At 67.6% G+C, this 18,665-nt stretch carries 18 protein-coding genes and 1 tRNA gene; 13 read left to right on the forward strand and 6 right to left on the reverse strand.

Going from position 1 to position 18,665, the window contains the following annotated elements:
- The first annotated feature begins 34 nt into the window (after positions 1-34).
- The 4 genes from ABD808_RS25380 to ABD808_RS25395 all read left to right on the forward strand — a co-directional run bounded on the left by ABD808_RS25380 (position 35) and on the right by ABD808_RS25395 (position 4,722).
- The gene (locus tag ABD808_RS25380) at positions 35-1,243 is read left to right on the forward strand and encodes an amidohydrolase (protein WP_344900994.1); all 1,209 of its coding nucleotides are present in this window, start codon (positions 35-37) and stop codon (positions 1,241-1,243) included.
- Positions 1,244-1,316: 73 nt separating this feature from the next.
- Entirely contained in the window at positions 1,317-2,723 is a 1,407-nt protein-coding gene (locus ABD808_RS25385; protein ID WP_344900997.1) for an MFS transporter, read from the forward strand.
- A 53-nt stretch (positions 2,724-2,776) separates the two neighbouring features.
- The gene (locus tag ABD808_RS25390; RefSeq protein ID WP_344901000.1) at positions 2,777-4,288 is read left to right on the forward strand and encodes a carboxylesterase/lipase family protein; all 1,512 of its coding nucleotides are present in this window, start codon (positions 2,777-2,779) and stop codon (positions 4,286-4,288) included.
- Positions 4,289-4,542: 254 nt separating this feature from the next.
- Complete coding sequence (locus ABD808_RS25395) at positions 4,543-4,722, forward strand: hypothetical protein (protein WP_344901003.1); 180 nt, start codon at positions 4,543-4,545, stop codon at positions 4,720-4,722.
- Positions 4,723-4,750: 28 nt separating this feature from the next.
- Here ABD808_RS25395 and ABD808_RS25400 read toward each other — a convergent pair whose 3' ends face one another.
- From ABD808_RS25400 to ABD808_RS25415, 4 genes are read right to left on the reverse strand one after another with little or no spacing between them, the layout of a single operon-like run.
- Positions 4,751-6,370, reverse strand: coding sequence for an AMP-binding protein (locus tag ABD808_RS25400; RefSeq protein ID WP_344901006.1), 1,620 nt, complete (start codon positions 6,368-6,370; stop codon positions 4,751-4,753).
- Positions 6,330-7,157, reverse strand: a complete 828-nt coding sequence (locus ABD808_RS25405) for a maleate cis-trans isomerase family protein (protein ID WP_425548980.1) — start codon at positions 7,155-7,157, stop codon at positions 6,330-6,332. Before ABD808_RS25405 ends, ABD808_RS25400 begins: the two co-directional genes overlap by 41 nt.
- Entirely contained in the window at positions 7,154-8,041 is an 888-nt protein-coding gene (locus ABD808_RS25410; protein ID WP_344901012.1) for a fumarylacetoacetate hydrolase family protein, read from the reverse strand. Before ABD808_RS25410 ends, ABD808_RS25405 begins: the two co-directional genes overlap by 4 nt.
- Positions 8,042-8,056: 15 nt before the next feature.
- Complete coding sequence (locus ABD808_RS25415) at positions 8,057-9,166, reverse strand: cupin domain-containing protein (RefSeq protein ID WP_344901015.1); 1,110 nt, start codon at positions 9,164-9,166, stop codon at positions 8,057-8,059.
- Between the two features lie 97 nt (positions 9,167-9,263).
- Between ABD808_RS25415 and ABD808_RS25420 the strand changes: the two genes are divergently transcribed.
- From ABD808_RS25420 to ABD808_RS25430, 3 genes are read left to right on the forward strand one after another with little or no spacing between them, the layout of a single operon-like run.
- The gene (locus tag ABD808_RS25420; protein WP_344901017.1) at positions 9,264-9,683 is read left to right on the forward strand and encodes an acyl-CoA thioesterase; all 420 of its coding nucleotides are present in this window, start codon (positions 9,264-9,266) and stop codon (positions 9,681-9,683) included.
- Positions 9,683-12,022: an oxidoreductase gene (locus ABD808_RS25425; protein WP_344901020.1), complete on the forward strand. Its 2,340-nt coding sequence runs from the start codon at positions 9,683-9,685 to the stop codon at positions 12,020-12,022. The genes ABD808_RS25420 and ABD808_RS25425 overlap by 1 nt, the downstream gene beginning before the upstream one ends.
- On the forward strand, positions 12,015-13,103 hold the full coding sequence (locus ABD808_RS25430) for a carbon-nitrogen hydrolase family protein (protein WP_344901023.1): 1,089 nt from the start codon (positions 12,015-12,017) through the stop codon (positions 13,101-13,103). Before ABD808_RS25425 ends, ABD808_RS25430 begins: the two co-directional genes overlap by 8 nt.
- Before the next feature lie 151 nt (positions 13,104-13,254).
- On the opposite strand, the gene ABD808_RS25435 is transcribed toward ABD808_RS25430, so the two are convergent.
- A complete protein-coding gene (locus ABD808_RS25435; RefSeq protein ID WP_344901025.1) occupies positions 13,255-14,100 on the reverse strand; it encodes a PaaX family transcriptional regulator in 846 nt (281 codons plus the stop codon).
- An 81-nt stretch (positions 14,101-14,181) separates the two neighbouring features.
- On the opposite strand from ABD808_RS25435, the gene ABD808_RS25440 reads away from it, so the two are divergent.
- From ABD808_RS25440 to ABD808_RS25465, 6 genes are all read left to right on the forward strand, one after another.
- Entirely contained in the window at positions 14,182-14,451 is a 270-nt protein-coding gene (locus tag ABD808_RS25440; protein WP_344901027.1) for an MTH938/NDUFAF3 family protein, read from the forward strand.
- Positions 14,452-15,074: 623 nt separating this feature from the next.
- On the forward strand, positions 15,075-15,299 hold the full coding sequence (locus tag ABD808_RS25445) for a hypothetical protein (protein ID WP_344901029.1): 225 nt from the start codon (positions 15,075-15,077) through the stop codon (positions 15,297-15,299).
- 48 nt (positions 15,300-15,347) lie between these two features.
- The gene (locus ABD808_RS25450) at positions 15,348-16,049 is read left to right on the forward strand and encodes a helix-turn-helix domain-containing protein (RefSeq protein WP_344901031.1); all 702 of its coding nucleotides are present in this window, start codon (positions 15,348-15,350) and stop codon (positions 16,047-16,049) included.
- An 82-nt stretch (positions 16,050-16,131) separates the two neighbouring features.
- Positions 16,132-16,680: a dihydrofolate reductase family protein gene (locus ABD808_RS25455; RefSeq protein ID WP_344901033.1), complete on the forward strand. Its 549-nt coding sequence runs from the start codon at positions 16,132-16,134 to the stop codon at positions 16,678-16,680.
- A gap of 1,003 nt (positions 16,681-17,683) precedes the next feature.
- Positions 17,684-17,944, forward strand: coding sequence for a LacI family DNA-binding transcriptional regulator (locus ABD808_RS25460; RefSeq protein ID WP_344901323.1), 261 nt, complete (start codon positions 17,684-17,686; stop codon positions 17,942-17,944).
- 12 nt (positions 17,945-17,956) lie between these two features.
- Positions 17,957-18,310 (forward strand): tyrosine-type recombinase/integrase, encoded by a 354-nt coding sequence (locus ABD808_RS25465; RefSeq protein WP_344901035.1) that lies wholly within the window; start codon positions 17,957-17,959, stop codon positions 18,308-18,310.
- Between the two features lie 62 nt (positions 18,311-18,372).
- Here the strand turns inward: ABD808_RS25465 and ABD808_RS25470 are convergent.
- Positions 18,373-18,446 (reverse strand) — tRNA-Pro (locus ABD808_RS25470).
- Positions 18,447-18,665: the final 219 nt, after the last annotated feature.

Consider the following 18,665-nt stretch of genomic DNA (forward strand, 5'->3'; position numbering starts at 1 on the left):
CCCCGGGTCCCGTGTCCTGGAGAAGGGACAACTCATGAATCGAAGCGTTCGATCCGATGGCCGGAAATCAGGCGCGGGGCAGGCGGGTTCGGGGAAGGCCACGGTTCGCGCGGCGCATGCGGCCACCCGGGCCGCCGCGGACGTCCTGGCGAGAAGGATCTATGAGAATCCGGAACTCAGCGATCAGGAGTATCGAGCCGCGGGCTGGTGCCGAGAGACGCTGGACAAGGCCGGGTTCGTCCTCAAGGAAGTCGAAGACCTGCCGACGGCGTTCGTCGCCGAATTCACCGGGGACGCGGAAGGCCCAACGATCGGGCTGTTCGCGGAATATGACGCGTTGCCGGGCATCGGCCATGGGTGCGGCCACCATCTGATCGCGGGATCCGCGGTGGGAGCGGGCCTCGCACTGGCGCAGCTCCGGGGAGCGTTTCCCGGCCGTGTCAAGGTGTTCGGTTGTCCCGCCGAGGAGGCGCTGACCGGAAAGCCGCGAATGATCGACACCGGTGCGTTCGATGGTGTCGACGCCGCCCTCACTTTCCACGCGTACCACTCGACCAGCGTGATGACCAGCTGCATGGGTCTCCGGACCTTGGAACTGGCCTTTCGGGGAAGTCGCGCGACAACTGCCGATCCCTGGGCCGGGAGCAATTCCCTCGACGGGGCGGCCATGACGTACCAACGGATCAATTCTTTGCCGGCGTCGATCCGTGCGGGCATCCGGGTCCACCGCTTGGACACGCAAGGAGGCGATGCCTTCGGTGCCGTCCCGGAGCGGTCGACGTGTCATGTCGCGGTACGTGCGAACACCATGGCCGATCTGGAAAGCCTTTCCGCCACCGTCATGGACTGCGCGCAGCGCGCCGCCGAGTCGAGTGGCACCACGCTGGAGGTCGTAGCGGGGATAGGAAGCGAGCCGATCCGCTATGACCGGTCGCTGGGCGACGTGGTCCAGGCGAGCCTCCGCGAACTCGGCGAAGTGGTGGTGGACTGGCCTGCCCTCGCGTTCACCGATTTCGGCAACGTCAGCGGACTGATCCCCGGAGTTCTGTTCTCCGTCGCCACCTGGCCGAGCGACGTCCCGTTCCACACCCGGACGGCCCAGGAGCACTCAGGGAGACCGAGAGCGTTCGAGGCGATGCACACGGGAGCCCTCGCCATGGCGTTGACCGCCGTCGACCTCGCGGCCACCGGCGATCTCGGCGGACCAGCCGGTGCCGCCGGTGCCGCCGGTGCCGCCGAGTAGGCGACTCATACCAACAGCCATGCGGACGCCCGCTGATCCCGGTGCGCGCCCGTCCTCGACCAACGGAGGTTCCGTGACCGCCACCAGCACCTCGCCCGGGCGAACACGGGTCGTGCTCACCGTGCTCGTACTCACGTTGTTCGCCTACAACGGACTTGAGACCATGCTCGCGCCCGCGCTGCCGCTCGTGCAGGAGGCGGTCGGCGCGTCGACGTCAGCGGTCGCCTGGGTCTTCACCGGCGTGCTGCTGGCAGGCGCGGTCGCGACTCCGGTGGTCGGACGGCTCGCCGACACCCGCGACAAGCGCACAGTGCTGCTGTGGGTGCTCGCCATCGTCATGCTCGGCACTGCGGTCGCCGCCCTCTCGACGTCGATCGTCGTCCTCACGATCGGGCAGTTGCTCCAAGGCGTCGGGCTCGGGCTGCTGCCGCTCTCGGCGGGCATCATCCGTGACACGCAGCCGCCGACGGCGATCAAGTCGGCCAACGGCCTGATAGTCGCCTCTTCGACGCTCTCGATGGGGGTGGGGTTGCTGGTCGCGGGCCCGATCGTCAGCGTGCTGCCGTACACGTGGCTGTTCTGGTTTCCGCTGGCGATGCTGGTGGTCGCGTTCGTCGTGGCCTGGTTCGTAGTGCCGTCCTGCCCGCCTGCGGAGTCCGGGCCGGTGGACTGGCCGGGGGCCGCCCTGCTCGGGCTCGGTGTGGCTGGGCTGCTGCTCGCGATCACCCTCTCCGCGCAGTGGGGATGGCTGTCGGCCAGGACGCTCGGGCTCATCGCCGGAGCGGTCGTGCTGCTGGTCATGTTCGTGGTCGTGGAACTGCGCACCGAGAGACCATTGATCGACCTCCGGCTGCTGGCGAACCGGCCGGTGCTGCTGGTGTGTGCGGTGTGGTTCGTGATCGGCTTCGTGAGCATCGCGGTGTACGTGCTGGTGCCGATCCTGGTGCAGATGCCGGAGGACACCGGGATCGGGTTCGGCGCCTCGGCGACGCTGACCGGCCTGATCCTGTTCCCGATGGGCCTCGCCGGCTCCCTGACCGCCCCACTGACCGGACGGCTGGAGACCGCGATCGGCGCCCGCGGCGTCATGCTGGCCGGTACCGGCGCGCTCGCCGTGTCGAGTGCCCTGCTGCTCGGGTCCGCGCAGCTCTGGTTGATCTTCCTGGCGACCGGATTCGTCGGCGTCGGCATCGGCTTGGGACTCACCCAGGCGATGAACATCGTCGTGGCCTCCGTCCCCAGCGAACGGCTGGCGAGCGTCAGCGGCATCACGTTCGTGATGAAGGCGATCGGCGGGTCGCTGGGCGGCCAGATCGCGGCCGCGTTGCTCGCCGCGAGCGGAGCGCCGCGGCCGACGTGGGTCGACTTCAGGCTCGCGTTCCTGGTGTTCGCCGCGGCCGGCGTGGTCGCGGTGCTCCTGAGCGGAGGATTCCCGGCCAGGATCGCCGCGGCGCGTGCCGCGATGGTCATGACGAAATGACCGAATCAATAGCGGCTACGGGACAAACCGATTCACTTCACGAGGGGTTTGACATGACAGTTCATGAAGACGGGCCGCTCGCCGACACCGTGTCGGGCGCGCTCCGCGGAACCTGGGAGGACGAACTGGCGGTCTTCCGCGGCGTCCCGTACGCCGCTCCGCCGGTGGGTGAGCGTCGGTGGCGGCCCGCAGAACCGTTTCCAGCGTGGTCCGGGGTGCGGGACGCGACCCTCGACGGCCCGGTGTGCCCCCAGCCGCGTTCGGGCCCGGTCGTGGATTTGATGGGCGACCAGATCCGTACCGCCTCCGCGGCGGAGGACTGCCTGACACTGACGGTCTGGACCCCTGGGCCGGACGACCGGCGCCGCCCGGTCCTGGTCTGGATCCATGGCGGCGGGTTCATCGGCGGCGCCGGGTCGTGGGACATCTACTCGGGCGCCAACCTCGCGTGGCACGGAGACATGGTCGTGGTCGCGATCAACTACCGTCTCGGGCCGTTCGGCTACCTCTACGCCGAGGGCGAGGATCCCACCGGCGGCAACCTGTGGTTGTCCGACCAGCGCCGGGCTCTGGAATGGGTGGCCGCGAACATCTCGGCGTTCGGCGGCGACCCCGACCAGATCGTCCTGGGCGGACAGTCGGGCGGGGCCTGGTCGACGATGGCGCTCCTGGGGATGCCTGACCCGCCACGGGTGCGCAGGGCGGTCCTGCTGAGCGCACCGGGAAGCCTGCGGCCGCGAGAGAAGGCGGAATCGGCCGCGTTCACCGCTCGGTACGCGCAGACGCTGGACAGCGACGGATTGCGCGCCGCCAATGCCGAATCCCTGGTCGCCGCGACAGCACGGCTGCGGCCGAAGCACATGCCCTTCGCGAAGGTCATGCCGCCATACATGCCCACCGTGCACGACCCCCTGGTGGTCCAGGACGTGCCGGCGCGGTTCGCCGAGCGGGCCGGGATCGATGTACTGATCGGGTGGACGGGCGACGAGATGGGCTTCTTCCTCGCCCAGGCCCCTGCCGCGATCGATTCCACCCGGCAGCAGGTGGAGGCGCGGATGCGGGAGACGTTCGGTGAGCACGCACCCGAAGCCTACGACGTCTACGGCGACGGCGGCCGCACACCGTACGAGGTGCTGCGGGCCTACACGTCCGACGAACTGTTCCGCATGCCGGCCCTCGGGCTGGCGCGCCGCCTGGCGGAGCGCGGGCGCCGCGTGTGGACCTATGAGTTCGCGGTCGAATCCCCGGCCTTCGACGGGCTGGCGGGCGCCGCGCACTGCATCGACATTCCCTTCGCGTTCGACTTGCTCGACACCTGGCACACCGGCGGTAGTCGGTTGCTCGCCGGCATGAACACCGCGGCGAACCAGGCGCTCGCCGACCGGCTGCACGCCGGGCTGATCTCGTTCGTCCGCGACGGCGACCCGGCCACGGGCGGCACGCCATGGCGACCGGCGGCCGGCGACGAGATCCCGACCCTGCGGTTCGGCACGCACACCGCCGAGTCCCCGGTGGCACCCCATCTCGTCGACCTCTGGCGAAAGGCGGCGGGACCCGCGATCTAGCACCGGGTCCTGTCTCCGGCGTCGGCCGCCGGCGCGCTGACAGCCCATACACCGCACACCCGGTGTATGGGCTGTCGACGTGTAGGGGTTGTCGACCAGATCACCGAGATCCACCCCGTTACCTTTTTCACGTCCCCACCGACCCCCTGGTTGGCCAGCCTCGCGGCCGCCATCCAGGAACGCGGACCGAACTGGGCGTCAGCAGGCATCCAATGGCAGCTCACCTCCGGCCCAACCCGCGACAAATCAGCAGCATGGGTCACCTGCGAGAACCCAGCGAACAAGCCCAGCTCACCGTCTGGACCAGCGGTGAAGCCGAACTCGACACCGGCGACCTCACCACCGGGGCCAGCACCAGCACCCACTACGAACTCGCGACCCCACAAGACTTCACGTCCTGCCTCGACGACCTCGCCAAACACCTCAACCCTTGACGAATCCCATAGGGACACCCCCCGGGCATCAGCTGTCGTGGCTCCGCGATGTGGTCGCCGCGTCCCGCAGCTTGTAGCGCTGGATCTTCCCGCTGGGGGTCTTCGGCAGCGTCGCGACGAACTCGACGGCCCGCGGGTACTTGTACGGCGCGATCGTCGCCTTGACGAAGTCCTGGAGTTCGGTGGCCTTCGCGGCATCGGCCGGGACTCCGGGGCGAAGGACCACGAACGCCTGCACGATCATGCCGCGGGTGGCGTCGGGGGCACCGATCACGGCGGTCTCCACCACGTCCGGATGCTCGATCAGGGCCTGCTCCACCTCCGGCCCCGCGATGTTGTACCCGGAAGAGACGATCATGTCGTCGTTGCGGGCCTGGTACCAGAAGTAGCCGTCCGCGTCACGGATATAGGTGTCCCCGGTGATGTTCCAGCCACCTTGCACGTACTGGGCCTGCCGCTCGTCGGCGAGGTACCGGCACCCGGTCGGCCCGCGTACGGCGAGCCGGCCCGCGACGCCATCGGGCACCGGGACGCCCTCCTCGTCGAGAATCGCGGCCTGGAAACCGGGCACCGTCTTTCCGGTGGAGCCGGGTCGGATGTCCTCGTCCGCGGCCGAGACGAAGATGTGCAGCAACTCCGTGCCGCCGATGCCGTTGATGATGCGCACCCCGGTGGCGCGATGGAATTCCTCCCATGTGGCCGCGGGAAGGTGCTCCCCCGCCGATACGCACCGGCGCAACCCTTTGAGCCCAATGACGTTCTCCGACGCGAGCATCGCCTTGTACGCCGTCGGCGCGGTGAACAACACCGTGACCCGGTGGCGCTCGATCGCGGCGGCCAGCTCGTTCGGCGTCGCGCGTTCCAACAGCAGCGTTGATGCGCCCACCCGCAACGGGAACACGACGAGTCCCCCAAGGCCGAAGGTGAACCCGATCGGCGGGGTGCCGGTGAACACGTCGTCGATAGTCGGTTTGAGCACATATTTGGCGAAGGTGTCCGCGTTGGCCAGCACGTCGCGATGGAAGTGCATGGTGGCCTTGGGTTTGCCGGTCGTCCCCGAGGTCGGGGCGAGGAGCGCCACGTCGTCCGCGGCCGTGTCCACGCACGTGAACGCCTCGTCCTGGGCCGCCGCGCGGGCGACCAGGTCTGCCGGGTCGTCGCCGCCATAGGGGAGCACCGCCACGCCGCCGGGCACATCCGCGTAACGTTGATCGGTGACGAGCACGCTTGGGCGGGTCAGCTCGATGAGTTCACTGACTTCCTTGGCGCGCAGCAACGGCATCGTGGTCACGGCGACGGCGCCCATCTTGAGCACCGCGAACCAGGTGGCGACGAGCCAGGGATTGTTCGGCCCGCGCAGCAACACCCGGTTGCCGGGCACGACGCCGAAGTCCTTGGTGAGCACATGGGCGATCTGGTTGCTGCGCCGGGCCAGATCGCCGTAGGTCCACATCTCACCGTCGGTGCGCAGGCATGGCCGGTCGGGGCCGAACCGCCGGATCGTCTCGTCGAGGAGTTGCTCGGCGCAGTTGAGGCGCTCGGGGTAGCGCAGCTCGGGAAGGTCGAACAGGAACCGCGGCCACAGGTGCCGCGGTGGCAGGTTGTCCCTACAGAAGGTGTCGACGTGGGCGGAAGGTGCGAGTCGCATCAGGGACTCCTGGATTGTCCTCGGCGGTTGGTCGGCCGGCATACGCGCCGGAGAGCAGCGTGCCGGCGCCCGGCGCGAACGCGAGCAGGTCGAGCGCGCGCATCAGGTGGTGGGCCGTGGCGATGGAGGCGGACAGGACGGGCTTGCCGAGTTCCTGTTCGACGATCTCGATCGAGGCGAGCGAGGGCATCTGCACGCAGGCCGAGAGCACTATCGCGTCGGCGTCGTCGGTGTTGAGCGCGTGGGCGATCGGCACGAGCTTCTTCGGATCGTGTGCGGCGACATCGAGGTTGTCCGGGATCTCCAGTGCGGTGTAGTCGACGACCTCCACGCCTTCGTGGCGGATGTAGTTGACAACGGTCTCGGTGAGCGGCCGCATGTAGGGACACACCACGGCGATCGATTTCGCGCCCATCAGGTGCAGGGCGGACACCAGCGCGCCCGCACTGGTCACCACGGGCGCCGGTGCGCCGTTGTCCTCGGTGACCTTGGCGAGCGTCCGCTCGGACTCACCGTGGTACCCGTACCCAGCGCTCATGATCGCTACAAGGCAGGCGTAGCCGAGGACGTCCACGTCGGCGTCCGACAGCTCGGCCGCGCACCGGGCCGAATCGGCGTCCATCGCGGCGAGTTCCCGCTTGCTCACCCGCTTCATGCGCATCCGGCTGGAGTGGAAGGTGAAACGCTCGGGCGCCACGGTCTCCCGGGCCCGGAAGATCGCCGGCACCTCGGTCTCCATGGTGACGTTGGAGCTCGGTACGATCTGACCGATGCGGTAGGGCCTCATCGCGCGTCGACCACCGGGTTGCGCAGGGTCCCGATGTTCTGGACGGTCGCCTCGACCACGTCCCCTGGCTTCAGGTACTGCGGCGGTGTGAAGCTCGCACCGACCCCGGCGGGTGAACCGGTCGCGATCACGTCACCGGGTTCGAGCGTCATCCCGGCGGTGATGTCGGCGATCAGCTCTGGGATCCGGAACAGCATGTACTTGGTGCTCGACTTCTGCTTCACCTCTCCGTTGACCCGCAAGGAGAGTTCGAGCGCGTACGGGTCGCCGACGTCGTCGGCGGTACGGATGGCAGGGCCGAACGGAGCGAAGGAGTCCTGCCCCTTGGAGTAGAACCACTGTCCCGACCGACGCTGGTCACGGGCGCTGATGTCGTTGACAATGCTGTAACCGAACACGTGGCGCATCGCCGACTCGGCCGGTACACGCTTGGCCGTCCGCCCGATGACGACCGCGAGTTCGCACTCCCAGTCCAGTTGCGCGGTCAGGTCTCCGTTGTGCTGGATGGGTTCGCCGGGACCCACCACCGCCGTCGCTGGCTTGCTGAACAGCACCGGACGCTGCGGCAGCTCCTTGTCGGTGTCGAGCGTGCGGGCGGATTCGGCGACGTGCTCGGTGTAGTTCAGGCCGACCCCGATCACCTTGCCCGGACGCAGCGGTGCGCGCAGCGTCACGTCCTTGATCGGGCGTCGGAACGCGCCGGGGACGGGATCGGACAGCAGCGCCGCGATGCCGTCGCCGCCCATGCGGACGGCCTCGAGCAGGGTGGCGGGGACGGTGGCGTGGCGCGCGCTCGCCAGCGCGCCGACATCGACGACCTCGTTGTCGAGCTGGACGCCCAGCCGGTCTTCGTTGTCGTCGGAGGAAAAGGTGACAAGCAGCATGGACGCTCCGTTCGGTCAGGCGGTGGGCTGGTGGCCGTCGTTGTCGGGGTATGCCTCTTCACGGAAGAAACCGAGCGAGCGCATGACGGGAAAGTCGTTGAAGGAGAACAGGCAAGCGTCGTCGGTTCGGCTCGCGTTGGCGTGCTCGTGCCAGGCCCAGGACGGCACGCAGAAGATGTCGCCTTCGGTCCAGTCGAAACGCTTTCCGGCCACGACCGACGTACCGCTGCCCTTGGCCACGGTATAGATCTTGGAACCGACCTGCCGGTGGGCGAGCGTGGCCTCCTCGGGGCGCAGCATCTGCATGTGCGCGCTCATGGTCGGCATCACGGAACCGCCAGTCAGCGGGTTGCTGTATTCCATGATGATGCCGTCGTAGGGTGACCCGTCGCTCGCCTTCGCGGCGTTCAGCAACGCTTCGTAGGTCGAGTCCCAGGGGTAGGCCAGCAGCGGCGAGTGGTTCTTGCTCCAGCTGTCTCCAAACGGCCTCAGCTGACCGGCGCCGTAGGTGAGCAGTGAGGAGTTCGCGACTCCTCGCTGCTTTTGATTGACGTCGGGATGCACCTCGTAGAAGGGCGCGTCAAGAGCGTTGACCAGCGGGATGTCAAGGCCGTCCTGCCAGATGACCGGCCCGTCGGTCCCCTCGTTGCCGTGCTCGTGCCAGGTTCCGTTCGGTGTGATGGCGAAGTCCCTGGGGCCCACCTTGAGCTTTTGGCCATCGACGATCGTCCAGGCGCCGGTGCCCTCCAGGACGAAACGTAGCGCCGCGGCCTGATGACGATGGGCGGTCATCGACTCCCCTGGGCCCATCACCTGGAGACCGGTGTAGAGCAGCCCCGCCACCGCCCCGATGTCGCGCAGCAGCGGGTTGTGGAGCGCGACGACCCGGCGGCCGGCATCGTCGGCCTTGACCAGGTTGAGCGCTTCGAGCACCAGCGGGCGCAGCTCCTGATAGCTCCACTTGATCGGGACCGATTTCGGCTGCGGGTACCACGGCTCGATCTTGTTCGCGATCGTCCACAACGCGCCGGCGTCGAGCCGCTCCAGCTTCGCGTAGTAGGCCCGCAGGTCGTCAGTGTCGGTGACGCGAGCACGCCCGAGCTGATCGTCACTGTGAGTCGTCATTGCTCCTGCTCTCTCGTCCAGAAGGTATATGCGGGAAATTTGACGATAGTCATCGTTACGCTATATATTCTGGTTGTCAAGAAGCGGAGGGGAAGCGATGGCGACACCGGGGCCCGCAACACTCGAGGTCACGATTGAGCGCAGGGTCGAGTGGCCCGACACGGACGCGTCGGGCCACCAGCACAACTCCGCGATCATTCGCTGGGTCGAATCGGCCGAAGCGGAACTGCTGCGGCGGCACGATCTGTCCTGGCTGTTCGGCCGGACACCGCGCGTTCGACACGAGGTGAACTTCCGAGGCCGGCTGTGGTTCGGCGAGGTCGTGCACACCCGGGTACGGGTCGCCTCGCTCGGCCGGACCTCGTTGCGGTTCGAGTTCGAGGTGCGCGGACCGTCCGGGGTCGCGGCGGACGGAACCGTCGTCGTCGTGCACGCCGAGCCCGACTCGACGTCGGCCGCCCCCTGGCCGGACGACGTGCGCGCCGCGTTCGCGACCGCTGCGGAGGTGCGACTGTGATGCGGCTAGCGGTCATCGGTGGGGGTCCCGGCGGGCTGTACTTCGCCGCGCTGGCCAAGCGGCTGGACCCGAGTAGAGAGATCACCGTCTGGGAGCGCAACGCCGCCGACGACACGTTCGGTTTCGGCGTCGTCTTCTCGGACGAGACCCTCGACGGGATCGCGAACGCGGATCCGGTGATCTTCGCCAAGATGAAACGGGAGTTCGCGAGCTGGACCGATATCGACATCTGCTATCGAGGCACCGTGCAGACTTCTGGCGGGCACGGCTTCGCCGCCATCTCGCGTCGGCGTCTGCTGGAAATCCTCCAGAACCGCTGTACGGAGTTGGGCGTCGACCAGCGGTTCTCCACGGTCGCGCCGGCGGCCGACGAACTCTCACGCGACTACGACCTCGTCGTCGCCGCCGACGGGGTGAACTCGCCGACACGCGCCAAGTACGCCGACGTGTTCCGCCCTTCGCTTGACGGGCGGAACTGTCGTTTCATGTGGCTGGCCACGGACAAGGTGCTTGAGGCCTTCACCTTCGTGGTCGAGGAGACGGAGTTCGGCCCGGTCCAGGTGCACGCCTATCCGTTCAGCACCGACCGAAGCACGTTCATCGTCGAGATGAACGAGCGGACCTGGCAACGGGCCGGCTTCGCGGAGTTCGCCGCGCGTGACTACCCACCGGGCGTGAGCGACACAGACAGTGTGGCCCGCTGCGAGCAGCTGCTCGGCAGCTTTCTGGCCGGAAGCGAGTTGCTGACGAACAACTCGAAATGGATCCAGTTCACCACCGTGCGCAACGCGACATGGCGGAATGGAAACATCGTGTTGCTCGGTGACGCGGCGCACACGGCGCACTTCTCCATCGGCTCCGGCACCAAGCTCGCAATGGAGGACTCTCTCGCGCTGGCCGCGTCGATCGAGGCGACCCCCGGCGACCTCGTCACCGCTCTGGAACGCTACGAGGCGGCGCGCAAGCCCGCGGTGGCGTCCACCCAGCGGGCGGCTCAAGCGAGCCTGGAGTGGTTCGAGACGATGGAACACCACGTCGGTCAGGAACCAGAGCAGTTCGCGTTCAACCTGCTCACCCGAAGCCGCCGCGTCACCCACGACAACCTCCGTCTGCGGGACCCGAGTTACATCGCTGGCCTGAACGACTGGTTCCACGCGCACCAGCCGGTGCGGCACGACGACCCGGCGCCCCCGCTGTTCCAGCCCTTCACGACGGCGGACGCGCGGCTGCGCAATCGGATCGTGGCCTCCCCGATCGCCACCTTCGACGCCACCGACGGCGTCCCCGGGGACGCGGAGCTGCTGCATCTGGCGGGGAACGCGCTCGGGGGCGCTGGCCTCGTCCTCACGGGCATGACCGCGGTGAGTGCCGGCGGACGGGTGACGCCTGCCTGCCCCGGCCTCTACACCGACGAGCAGGCGGCGGCCTGGCGGCGCATCACCGACGTCGTGCACGCTCAGAGCGGAGCGCTCATCGGCGTTCAGCTCAACCACTCCGGACGCAAGGGGTCCACGACACCGTCCGGCGAACCGCTGGATGGCGGTGGCTGGGGAACCGTCGCTCCGTCGCCGGTGGCCTACGCCGGCCTGCCCGCGCCCCGCGAACTCACCGGCAACGACATGGACGGGATCGTGGCCGACTTCGTGGCCGCGGCACGGCGAGCCGACGCGGCCGGGTTCGACGTACTGGAGGTCCAGGCCGGGCACGGGTTCCTGCTGTCGACCTTCCTGTCACCGTTGACCAACCAGCGTGATCGGGGGCTCGAGGGCAGGCTGCGGTTCCCGCTCACGGTGCTCGACGCCGTCCGAGCGGCATGGCCGAGACGGAAACCGCTTCTGGTCCGCATCTCCGCGCATGACTGGGCCGAGGGTGGCACGACGATCGACGACGCGGTGCGTATCGCCGCCGCGTTCGCCGACCACGGAGCCGACATCCTCGATGTCTCCAGCGGCGAGGTGGTAGCGCACGAACGGCCCGCGTACGGCCGCGGCTACCAGACCCCGTTCTCCGCGCGCATTCGCGCGGACGCCGGAGTGCCCACCATCGCCGTCGGCGGCATCTCGACCTCCGACGACGCCAACTCGATCGTGCTTGCCGGGCGAGCCGACCTCGTCGCCATCGGACGTGCGTTTCTGCACGATCCTTCGTGGGCACTGCACGCCGCCGCGGACCTCGACTACCTCGGCGAAGGCGCCTACTGGCCGGCGACGCGTGCGCCAGGGCGGGCCAAACCGCCGACCGGTGGCCGGGCGAGACCGATGCTCACGTTGCGGCCGGAGCCGGACCTCGTCCACCAACGATGGACCCCTCAACAAGCAGGAGCCGCGCGCCATGGATGACTACCCGCGCTTCACCGCCGCCGCCGTACAGGCCGCGCCGGTCTACCTGGACCCGGACAAGACGGTCGCCAAGGCGGTCGCGTTGATCAACGAGGCGGCCGCGCACGGCGCGTCCCTGATCGCGTTCCCCGAGGTGTTCGTGCCCGGTTATCCCTACTGGAACTGGACGATGAACCCTGTGTCCGGGTCGCCGTGGTTCGAGCGCCTTTACCGGGCGTCCATCGACATCCCTGGACCACACCTGAACACGCTCCGTGCCGCCGCGGCCGAGACCGGGACGACGGTCGTGATCGGCGTCAACGAGCGCAGCAGCCATAGCCTCGGCCTGCTGTACAACAGTGTCGTCACCATTGGCGGCGACGGTTCCGTACTCAACGTTCATCGCAAGCTCGTGCCCACTTGGGCCGAGAAACTGACCTGGGGCGGTGGTGACGGCAGCACGGTGCGTGTCGTCGACTCCGCTGTCGGCCCGCTCGGTGCGCTCGCCTGCGGCGAGAACACCAACACACTGGCCAGGTTCTCGCTGCTCGCGCAGGGCGAACTCGTGCACGTCGCGAACTACATCTCGCTACCGGTCGCGCCCGCCGACTACGACATGGCGCAGGCCATCGCCATTCGCAGCGCCGCGCACGCCTTCGAGGGCAAGCTCTTCTCGATCGTCGCCTGCTCGACCATCACCGACGAGATGATCGAGGTCGCCGCCGCCGACGACCCGAAGATCGCGGAAATGATGCGCCGGCCACGCAGCGCACTCTCCGGAATCTTCGGCCCGGACGGCAGTCCAGTCGTCGAATCGCTCGTTGACGACGAAGGCATCGTCTACGCCGACATCGACCTGGCACGCTGCATCCAGCCCAAGCAGATGCATGACATCATCGGCGCCTACAACCGGTTCGACATCTTCCGACTGCACCACAACACAACGCCGTTGCGGCCGGTCGTTCTCGACGGTGGCGACGCCTCATCGAAGAACCGTGCGCCCGCCGGCCCCGTCATGGGCCCCTGGCGGCCCGACGGTCACTCCGACACTTCGAAGGAGCTTGCACCTCCAGGTGCGGAAAAGCCCTGCGGGCAGAAATAAAGGGTGAGGCCGACTTTGCCTGGTGCGTCCCGGGTAGTCCTCGGCGACCTCGTTGAGTGCTCGCGCCATCCGGCGCCCGCGTTGTTCTTCGATTACCACGCCAGTTCATCAGGGCCGTGCGGCTGAGTATCAGAGACCGTCGCCGGGGTCATCAGCCATGAATCACCTCCATGGCGTGCTCATGCGCTGGCCCGCTGAGCTCCAGGTTCAGCTGATCGAACAGCTTTCCCGCAGACTCGCCCTTCCAGTCCGGTGGGAGCACTGACAGCGGCAGCCCCGGGTCGCGGTACGGCAAGCGCCGCCACTCGGTGAGGAGGGGGACGTACAGCGCGAACGCCTGACACCGCGTCAGCTCGCGGCTGGTCACACGGTGCAGAGTCAGCCGGTGCCGATGTAGAAAGTCAGCGTACAGCGCGTTGAGTTCATCAAAGTCCCACCAGACCCGGACCTTCGACCTGAGGTCGCCGAACGCAAGGTGGTCACCCTTGAAAATGTCCACATAAGACTCGAGGTCGCGGTGTTCCAGAGTGTGCCGCACCTCGGGCATGAGGTTTCCCGGAGCGATCCACACTCCTGGCAAGACCGTACCGAGCCCGAGCCGGGTCAACGTCGCGCGCAGCGCGTGGCGCTTGTCGCGTTCCGCTTCGGGAATCGAGAACACGACCAGAGCCCACTGGTCCTCGACCACCGCCCTGGTTCGTTGGAAGATCCGAGCATCGCCTTCGGCGAGCAACTCAAGTGTCGGCTCGGAGAGCGAATAGCCGGCCGCTCCCCCGTGCCGCACGCTGCTCAGCATGTCCCGGCGCTTCAGCCGCGAAATGGACGAGCGCACCGCCTGACCGTCCACCCCAAGGTCGGCCATCAGCTTGACCACGGACGCGACCGACAGCCAGTTCCGCTCTGCCCGCGCGTACAACCCGAAGATCGTCACGATCAGCTGGCGCGGCTGTGCGTCGCGACCCCGCAGTGGTTCCCCCGCTTGTGTCTGCGTCGTCATGAAGACACCATACGGCCAGCTCGCCATACCGTGGACTCGACGTATTGACGGCTTGTTCCATCACATACTCGCCTATGAAAGATGGTCACGTTGGGCATCCAACCCGCCGACGTCCAGGAGCTCCTCGACCAAGGCTGCACGGTGATCGTGCTCACCCGAGGTATGAGACTGCGACCGCAGACCATGCCCGAAACCCTGAAGTTCCTAGAAGACAACGGGATCGAAGTACACATCAAGGAAACGACTGCGGCCGTCGAGCTCTACAACAAGCTGGCCCAGACCAAGCCCGTCGGCGCTCGACCCCTACCGAAGTGGCAGAGGACGGGCGTTCGTATCCCTCGCAGACGATGAGCGCGCGGTTCCTGGGGCGGCCACAGGAGAACCAGTCTGTTGTGACCCCTTGTGGGGGCGATGAGGCCGGGCCCCACGGTACGCGGTCTCGGCTCTTCGAAAGGAAGTGCGGTCGCCGACCCTCCTAGCTGAACGTCGGCCGTAGCCATGCACGTGGCCCGTCCCTGACGATCTGCTGCGCGGCGAACACCCTCTTTCTCGACGCTCCTCACCCAGCCGAACCGGTTGCGGCCCTACCCCCCGCCCTGCGCGGCACCTGAAATCTTCTGCTGAAGGTGACAGGGCGTCGTGCGTTTGCTCGGGCGAGAGGTGGGGGCTGTAGGTCCTCGACCACGGCACGGACCTACCTCGTTGGGTGATGCCATCGCGGCGGCGGACCTGGCGCACGACACCGGCGGGGCCCTGTTTGCATGCCGTACCAAAGCTGCGTAGGCGGAATCCGGTGATCTCCGTGGTGCGCCGAGTCGCGCGGCGAGGAACGCAGTCCCGTGGTGCGCCAACGCATCGAGCACAGCGAATGGCCGCAGGTTGAGCGGGCGAGCGTGTTGTCTCTGCGGTCGTCTTGATGAAGCTTCCGCCATGGCTTCTACCCGCTCGCCGAACTCCTGATCAAGCTGACGGTCGTGGTGGGCTTGGTGGAGGAGACCGGTCCGGGCGCGACGCACACCGATGCCACAGCCTGGTTCAACCTGGTGATGACCGTGCTGATCTGGGGCGTCCCCGGTGCGTTGCTAGCCCGGATCGCGGTGCGGTACCGGAGCCGGGTGGACGTGTCGTCGCGCTGGGTCTTCCTGGGGATCACCGGCGGCGTGGCCTTCTTCCTGGGACACGGCCTCCTCATCGGCTGATGCCCGCCTACCATGAGGAATCACTCGCCTAGGAAAGGTACGGCCTGGATGGGCCTGGACATCGAGCATCGTGCGTCCGACTCGCCGTTCATCGGACGGGTGTGGCGGAGCCGCAGCCATGACGTCGACCGGATGACGTCGATCGCGACCTCGCGGTGGAACCTGGTGTTCTGGGAGCAGTCCGATCAGGTCAATGTGGCCGTCCGGGGCCCGGAGTCCAGAGCCAGTGCCGCTCCGGTTCCCGAGGACGCCGCGTTTCTCGGCATCGGCTTCTCGCTCGGCACGACGATGCCGCATCTTCCGATCAACCGGCTCGTAAACGGTTTCGTGGAGTTCCCTGATGTGACGCGCGGATCGTTCTGGCTGAAGGGCTCGGCCTGGCACCTGCCCGACTACGACAACGCCGAGGAGTTCGTGCGGCGGCTCGTGCGCGAGGACGTGCTGGTTCGTGACCCGATCGTCGCCGCGGTGTCCGGCGGAGGGTCGCCGAAGGTGTCCGAACGCACAGTCCAGCGGCGTTTCGTCTCGATGACCGGGCTGACCCGCGGTGCCGTCCGGCAGATCGAACGTGCGAGACACGCCGCGATCCTGGTCCAGAACGGCGTGCCGGTCCCCGAGGTGGTCCACCGGCTCGGATACTTCGACCAGCCGCACCTGGCGCGGTCGCTGAACCGCTACGTGGGGCGGACCGCCACCTGCCTGCGTGATCACGCCCACGGGGAGCCGCTGTCGGTTCTGTACAAGACCTGAATGAGCGTGCCCGCTAACTTTCCAGGTCAGCCCATACACCGGGCACCGTGGGCTCCCGCCCGGGAACAGGAAGGTCATCATCGTGCGGAAGATCGTCAGCTACTCGTTCATCTCGGCGGACGGTGTCGTCGAAGACCCTCCGGTGTTCGTCCACGACTTCGACGAGGTCATGAGAGAGCACCTCGGGACCGTCATCGGCACCCAGGACACCGTGCTGCTCGGCCGCCGAGGCTACGACGACTGGGCCTCCCACTGGCCGACCGCCAACGAGGAGCCGTTCGCGAGTTTCATCAACGGCGTGCGGAAGGTGGTGGTCACCTCCCGGCCGCTGGGGACGCCGTGGGCTGGAGCCGAGGTCCTCGGCGGCGACCTCCAGGCGCCCCTCGCTGAGCGGCTCGCGCCGATCCGGAACGCCCCGGGCGGTGACATCGGTGTCCATGGCAGCGTCACCCTGGCCCAGTCTCTTCTGGCCGAAGGGCTCGTGGACGAGTTGCGGCTGGTGATGACGCCGTACCTCGCCGGCGCAGGCCGACGCCTGTTCGATGGCGTACCCGCGGGAGCGCTGGAACTCGAAGGGTCGAGAAGCACCCCGACCGGTACCGTGCTCCTCCACTACCGGCTCCGCCACTAGCCGGAGCGGTACCCGAGAGGGTCTGTGCGATGTCCGTTGGCTGGTGCTCCGGGTGCGGGTAAGGGCCGTTCCACGTGAAGAGCTGCGAGTAGCGGACGGAGTCGACGATCGCCGATCCGATCCTCTGGCGGGTGAGGTGGGCGCCAAGGTCTCGCCTCCGGCTCGCGGTGTGCTCGGGTGCCAGGACGGAGCGGCAGCGGGTGATGAACGCGTCCTGTTCGTCCGGCAGATACCTCATGCGGAGCACGGCGAGGTCGTAGGGGTGCCGTTAAGGATCGGCGCACCAGGGGCGAAGTAGCCGAGGGCGTCGGCTGGGGCTGGGGCTGGCTGCGGCTCACGCTTCGGCCGGGCTCTTCCTCGGCTGCTGGAGCACAGTGGCGTGCTTGTTGAGGTGCCCGTAGATGGTGGAGCGGAGACGCCGAACAGATCGGCGATCTGCCGGACGGCTTTGACGCGAGCGTCGTAGAGCCTCGCTACCCAGGACAGCAGGCCGGTTGCCCCGGCGCGCCACTCGGCGACGCCATCGAGGAAGGTCTGATCGAGACAAACCCGGCGAGCAGGCGACGGGGCCGAGGCAAGCGCGCTGGAAAGAAGCTGAACCGTGGACCCGAAAAGGTGATCACCGACAGTGACCGTGCGCTGCTGGTCGCTGAGCGGGCAAGCATTCTGACCGGCCGAGACGACGAATTCGTGATGCTGGTTCTGGATCACTACACCGGGGTTGCGGTGGGCAGAACTCGTCGGGCTGGAAACCGAGTTCGTACGGCCCGGCGGTATTCGGGTCGAATGGCAGTTGCGGGAGGACGATAACGGGAACTTTCATCGCATCCCGCCCAAGGATGACTAGTACCGCGATGTGGACCTGCCCCCGTGGCTGTCGAAGCTGGTTTTCGACCACATCGCACGGACGGCGCCCAAGCCCTGCGCCTGCCACGGCAGGCGCTATGTCTTCCGCGATCCGCGAACCGGGCCCCGCCGGAGCACGACCGTGACGACAACCGAGGTGGCCGAGCGAGCACACGTGAGCGTGGGAACGGTTTCCAACGTTCTTCACCACCCCGGTCGTGTGGCCGACAGCACGCGAGAGCGTGTTCAGGCAGCGATGCTCTGCCTCGGCTGCACACCTTCGACGGCGACGCCGGCCACGGCGTCGGTCTCGCCGCATTGGCGCCGGTCAGGGTCGCGACATGGGTGTTCCGTCCTGCGGTGTCAGGGTGGTACCCGACGAAGACACCGCAGCCCGCCCGGCCCGTGCCGCTGTTGAGTAAGCCGTGGAATGGACGTGCTGTGCGGGGGCGCAACGCGCAGGGGCGCTGAGACGTGCTGGACACCGATCGCCACAGGGCTTACGCCTCACGGTCTGCGTCACTCTCACCGGACGATGCTCGAGGACCTGGGGATCGCGCCGGTGCTGATCGACGATCGCATGGGGCACAAGGACGGGTCGGTGCAGCGGCGGTACACCCATGTCACGGCGAGGATGCGGCAGCGGCTAGCACGCAAGTTGACCGAGGAGTGGGAGGAGTCCCTGCGGGCCCGCTATCGCATGTACCCAGAGTCACTGGTCACGGCTCTTAACACGCTGCTGGACGCCCACGCGCAAGCCAAAAATTCCTTGATCATCCCATAGAATTCCCACAGAGAGGCATCCAGACCCTCTATCGGAGCCCCTCAAAGAGGCTCTGACCTGCGTCGGGACGGCGGGATTTGAACCCACGACCCCTTGACCCCCAGTCAAGTGCGCTACCAAACTGCGCCACGTCCCGATGCCCGGCTGAGCGGGCGTGATTACTCTAGCGCAGTCGGCGGGGTCATGCGTAACGGGATACGTCAGCGCAGCCGACCCGATCTGCGCACCGAGATCGACAAGCTTCGTAACCTGGCCAGGGCCACATCGGCCTCAACACCTACCAACACGGCGCCTCGCTGTGAAGCAGACTTCGGGGGCCGACGAACGCGCGCCGACCTCCTGGGCGCCGAGAACA

The sequence above is a fragment of the Actinomadura meridiana genome, assembly GCF_039537545.1.
GTDB classification, from domain to species: Bacteria; Actinomycetota; Actinomycetes; order Streptosporangiales; family Streptosporangiaceae; genus Spirillospora; species Spirillospora meridiana.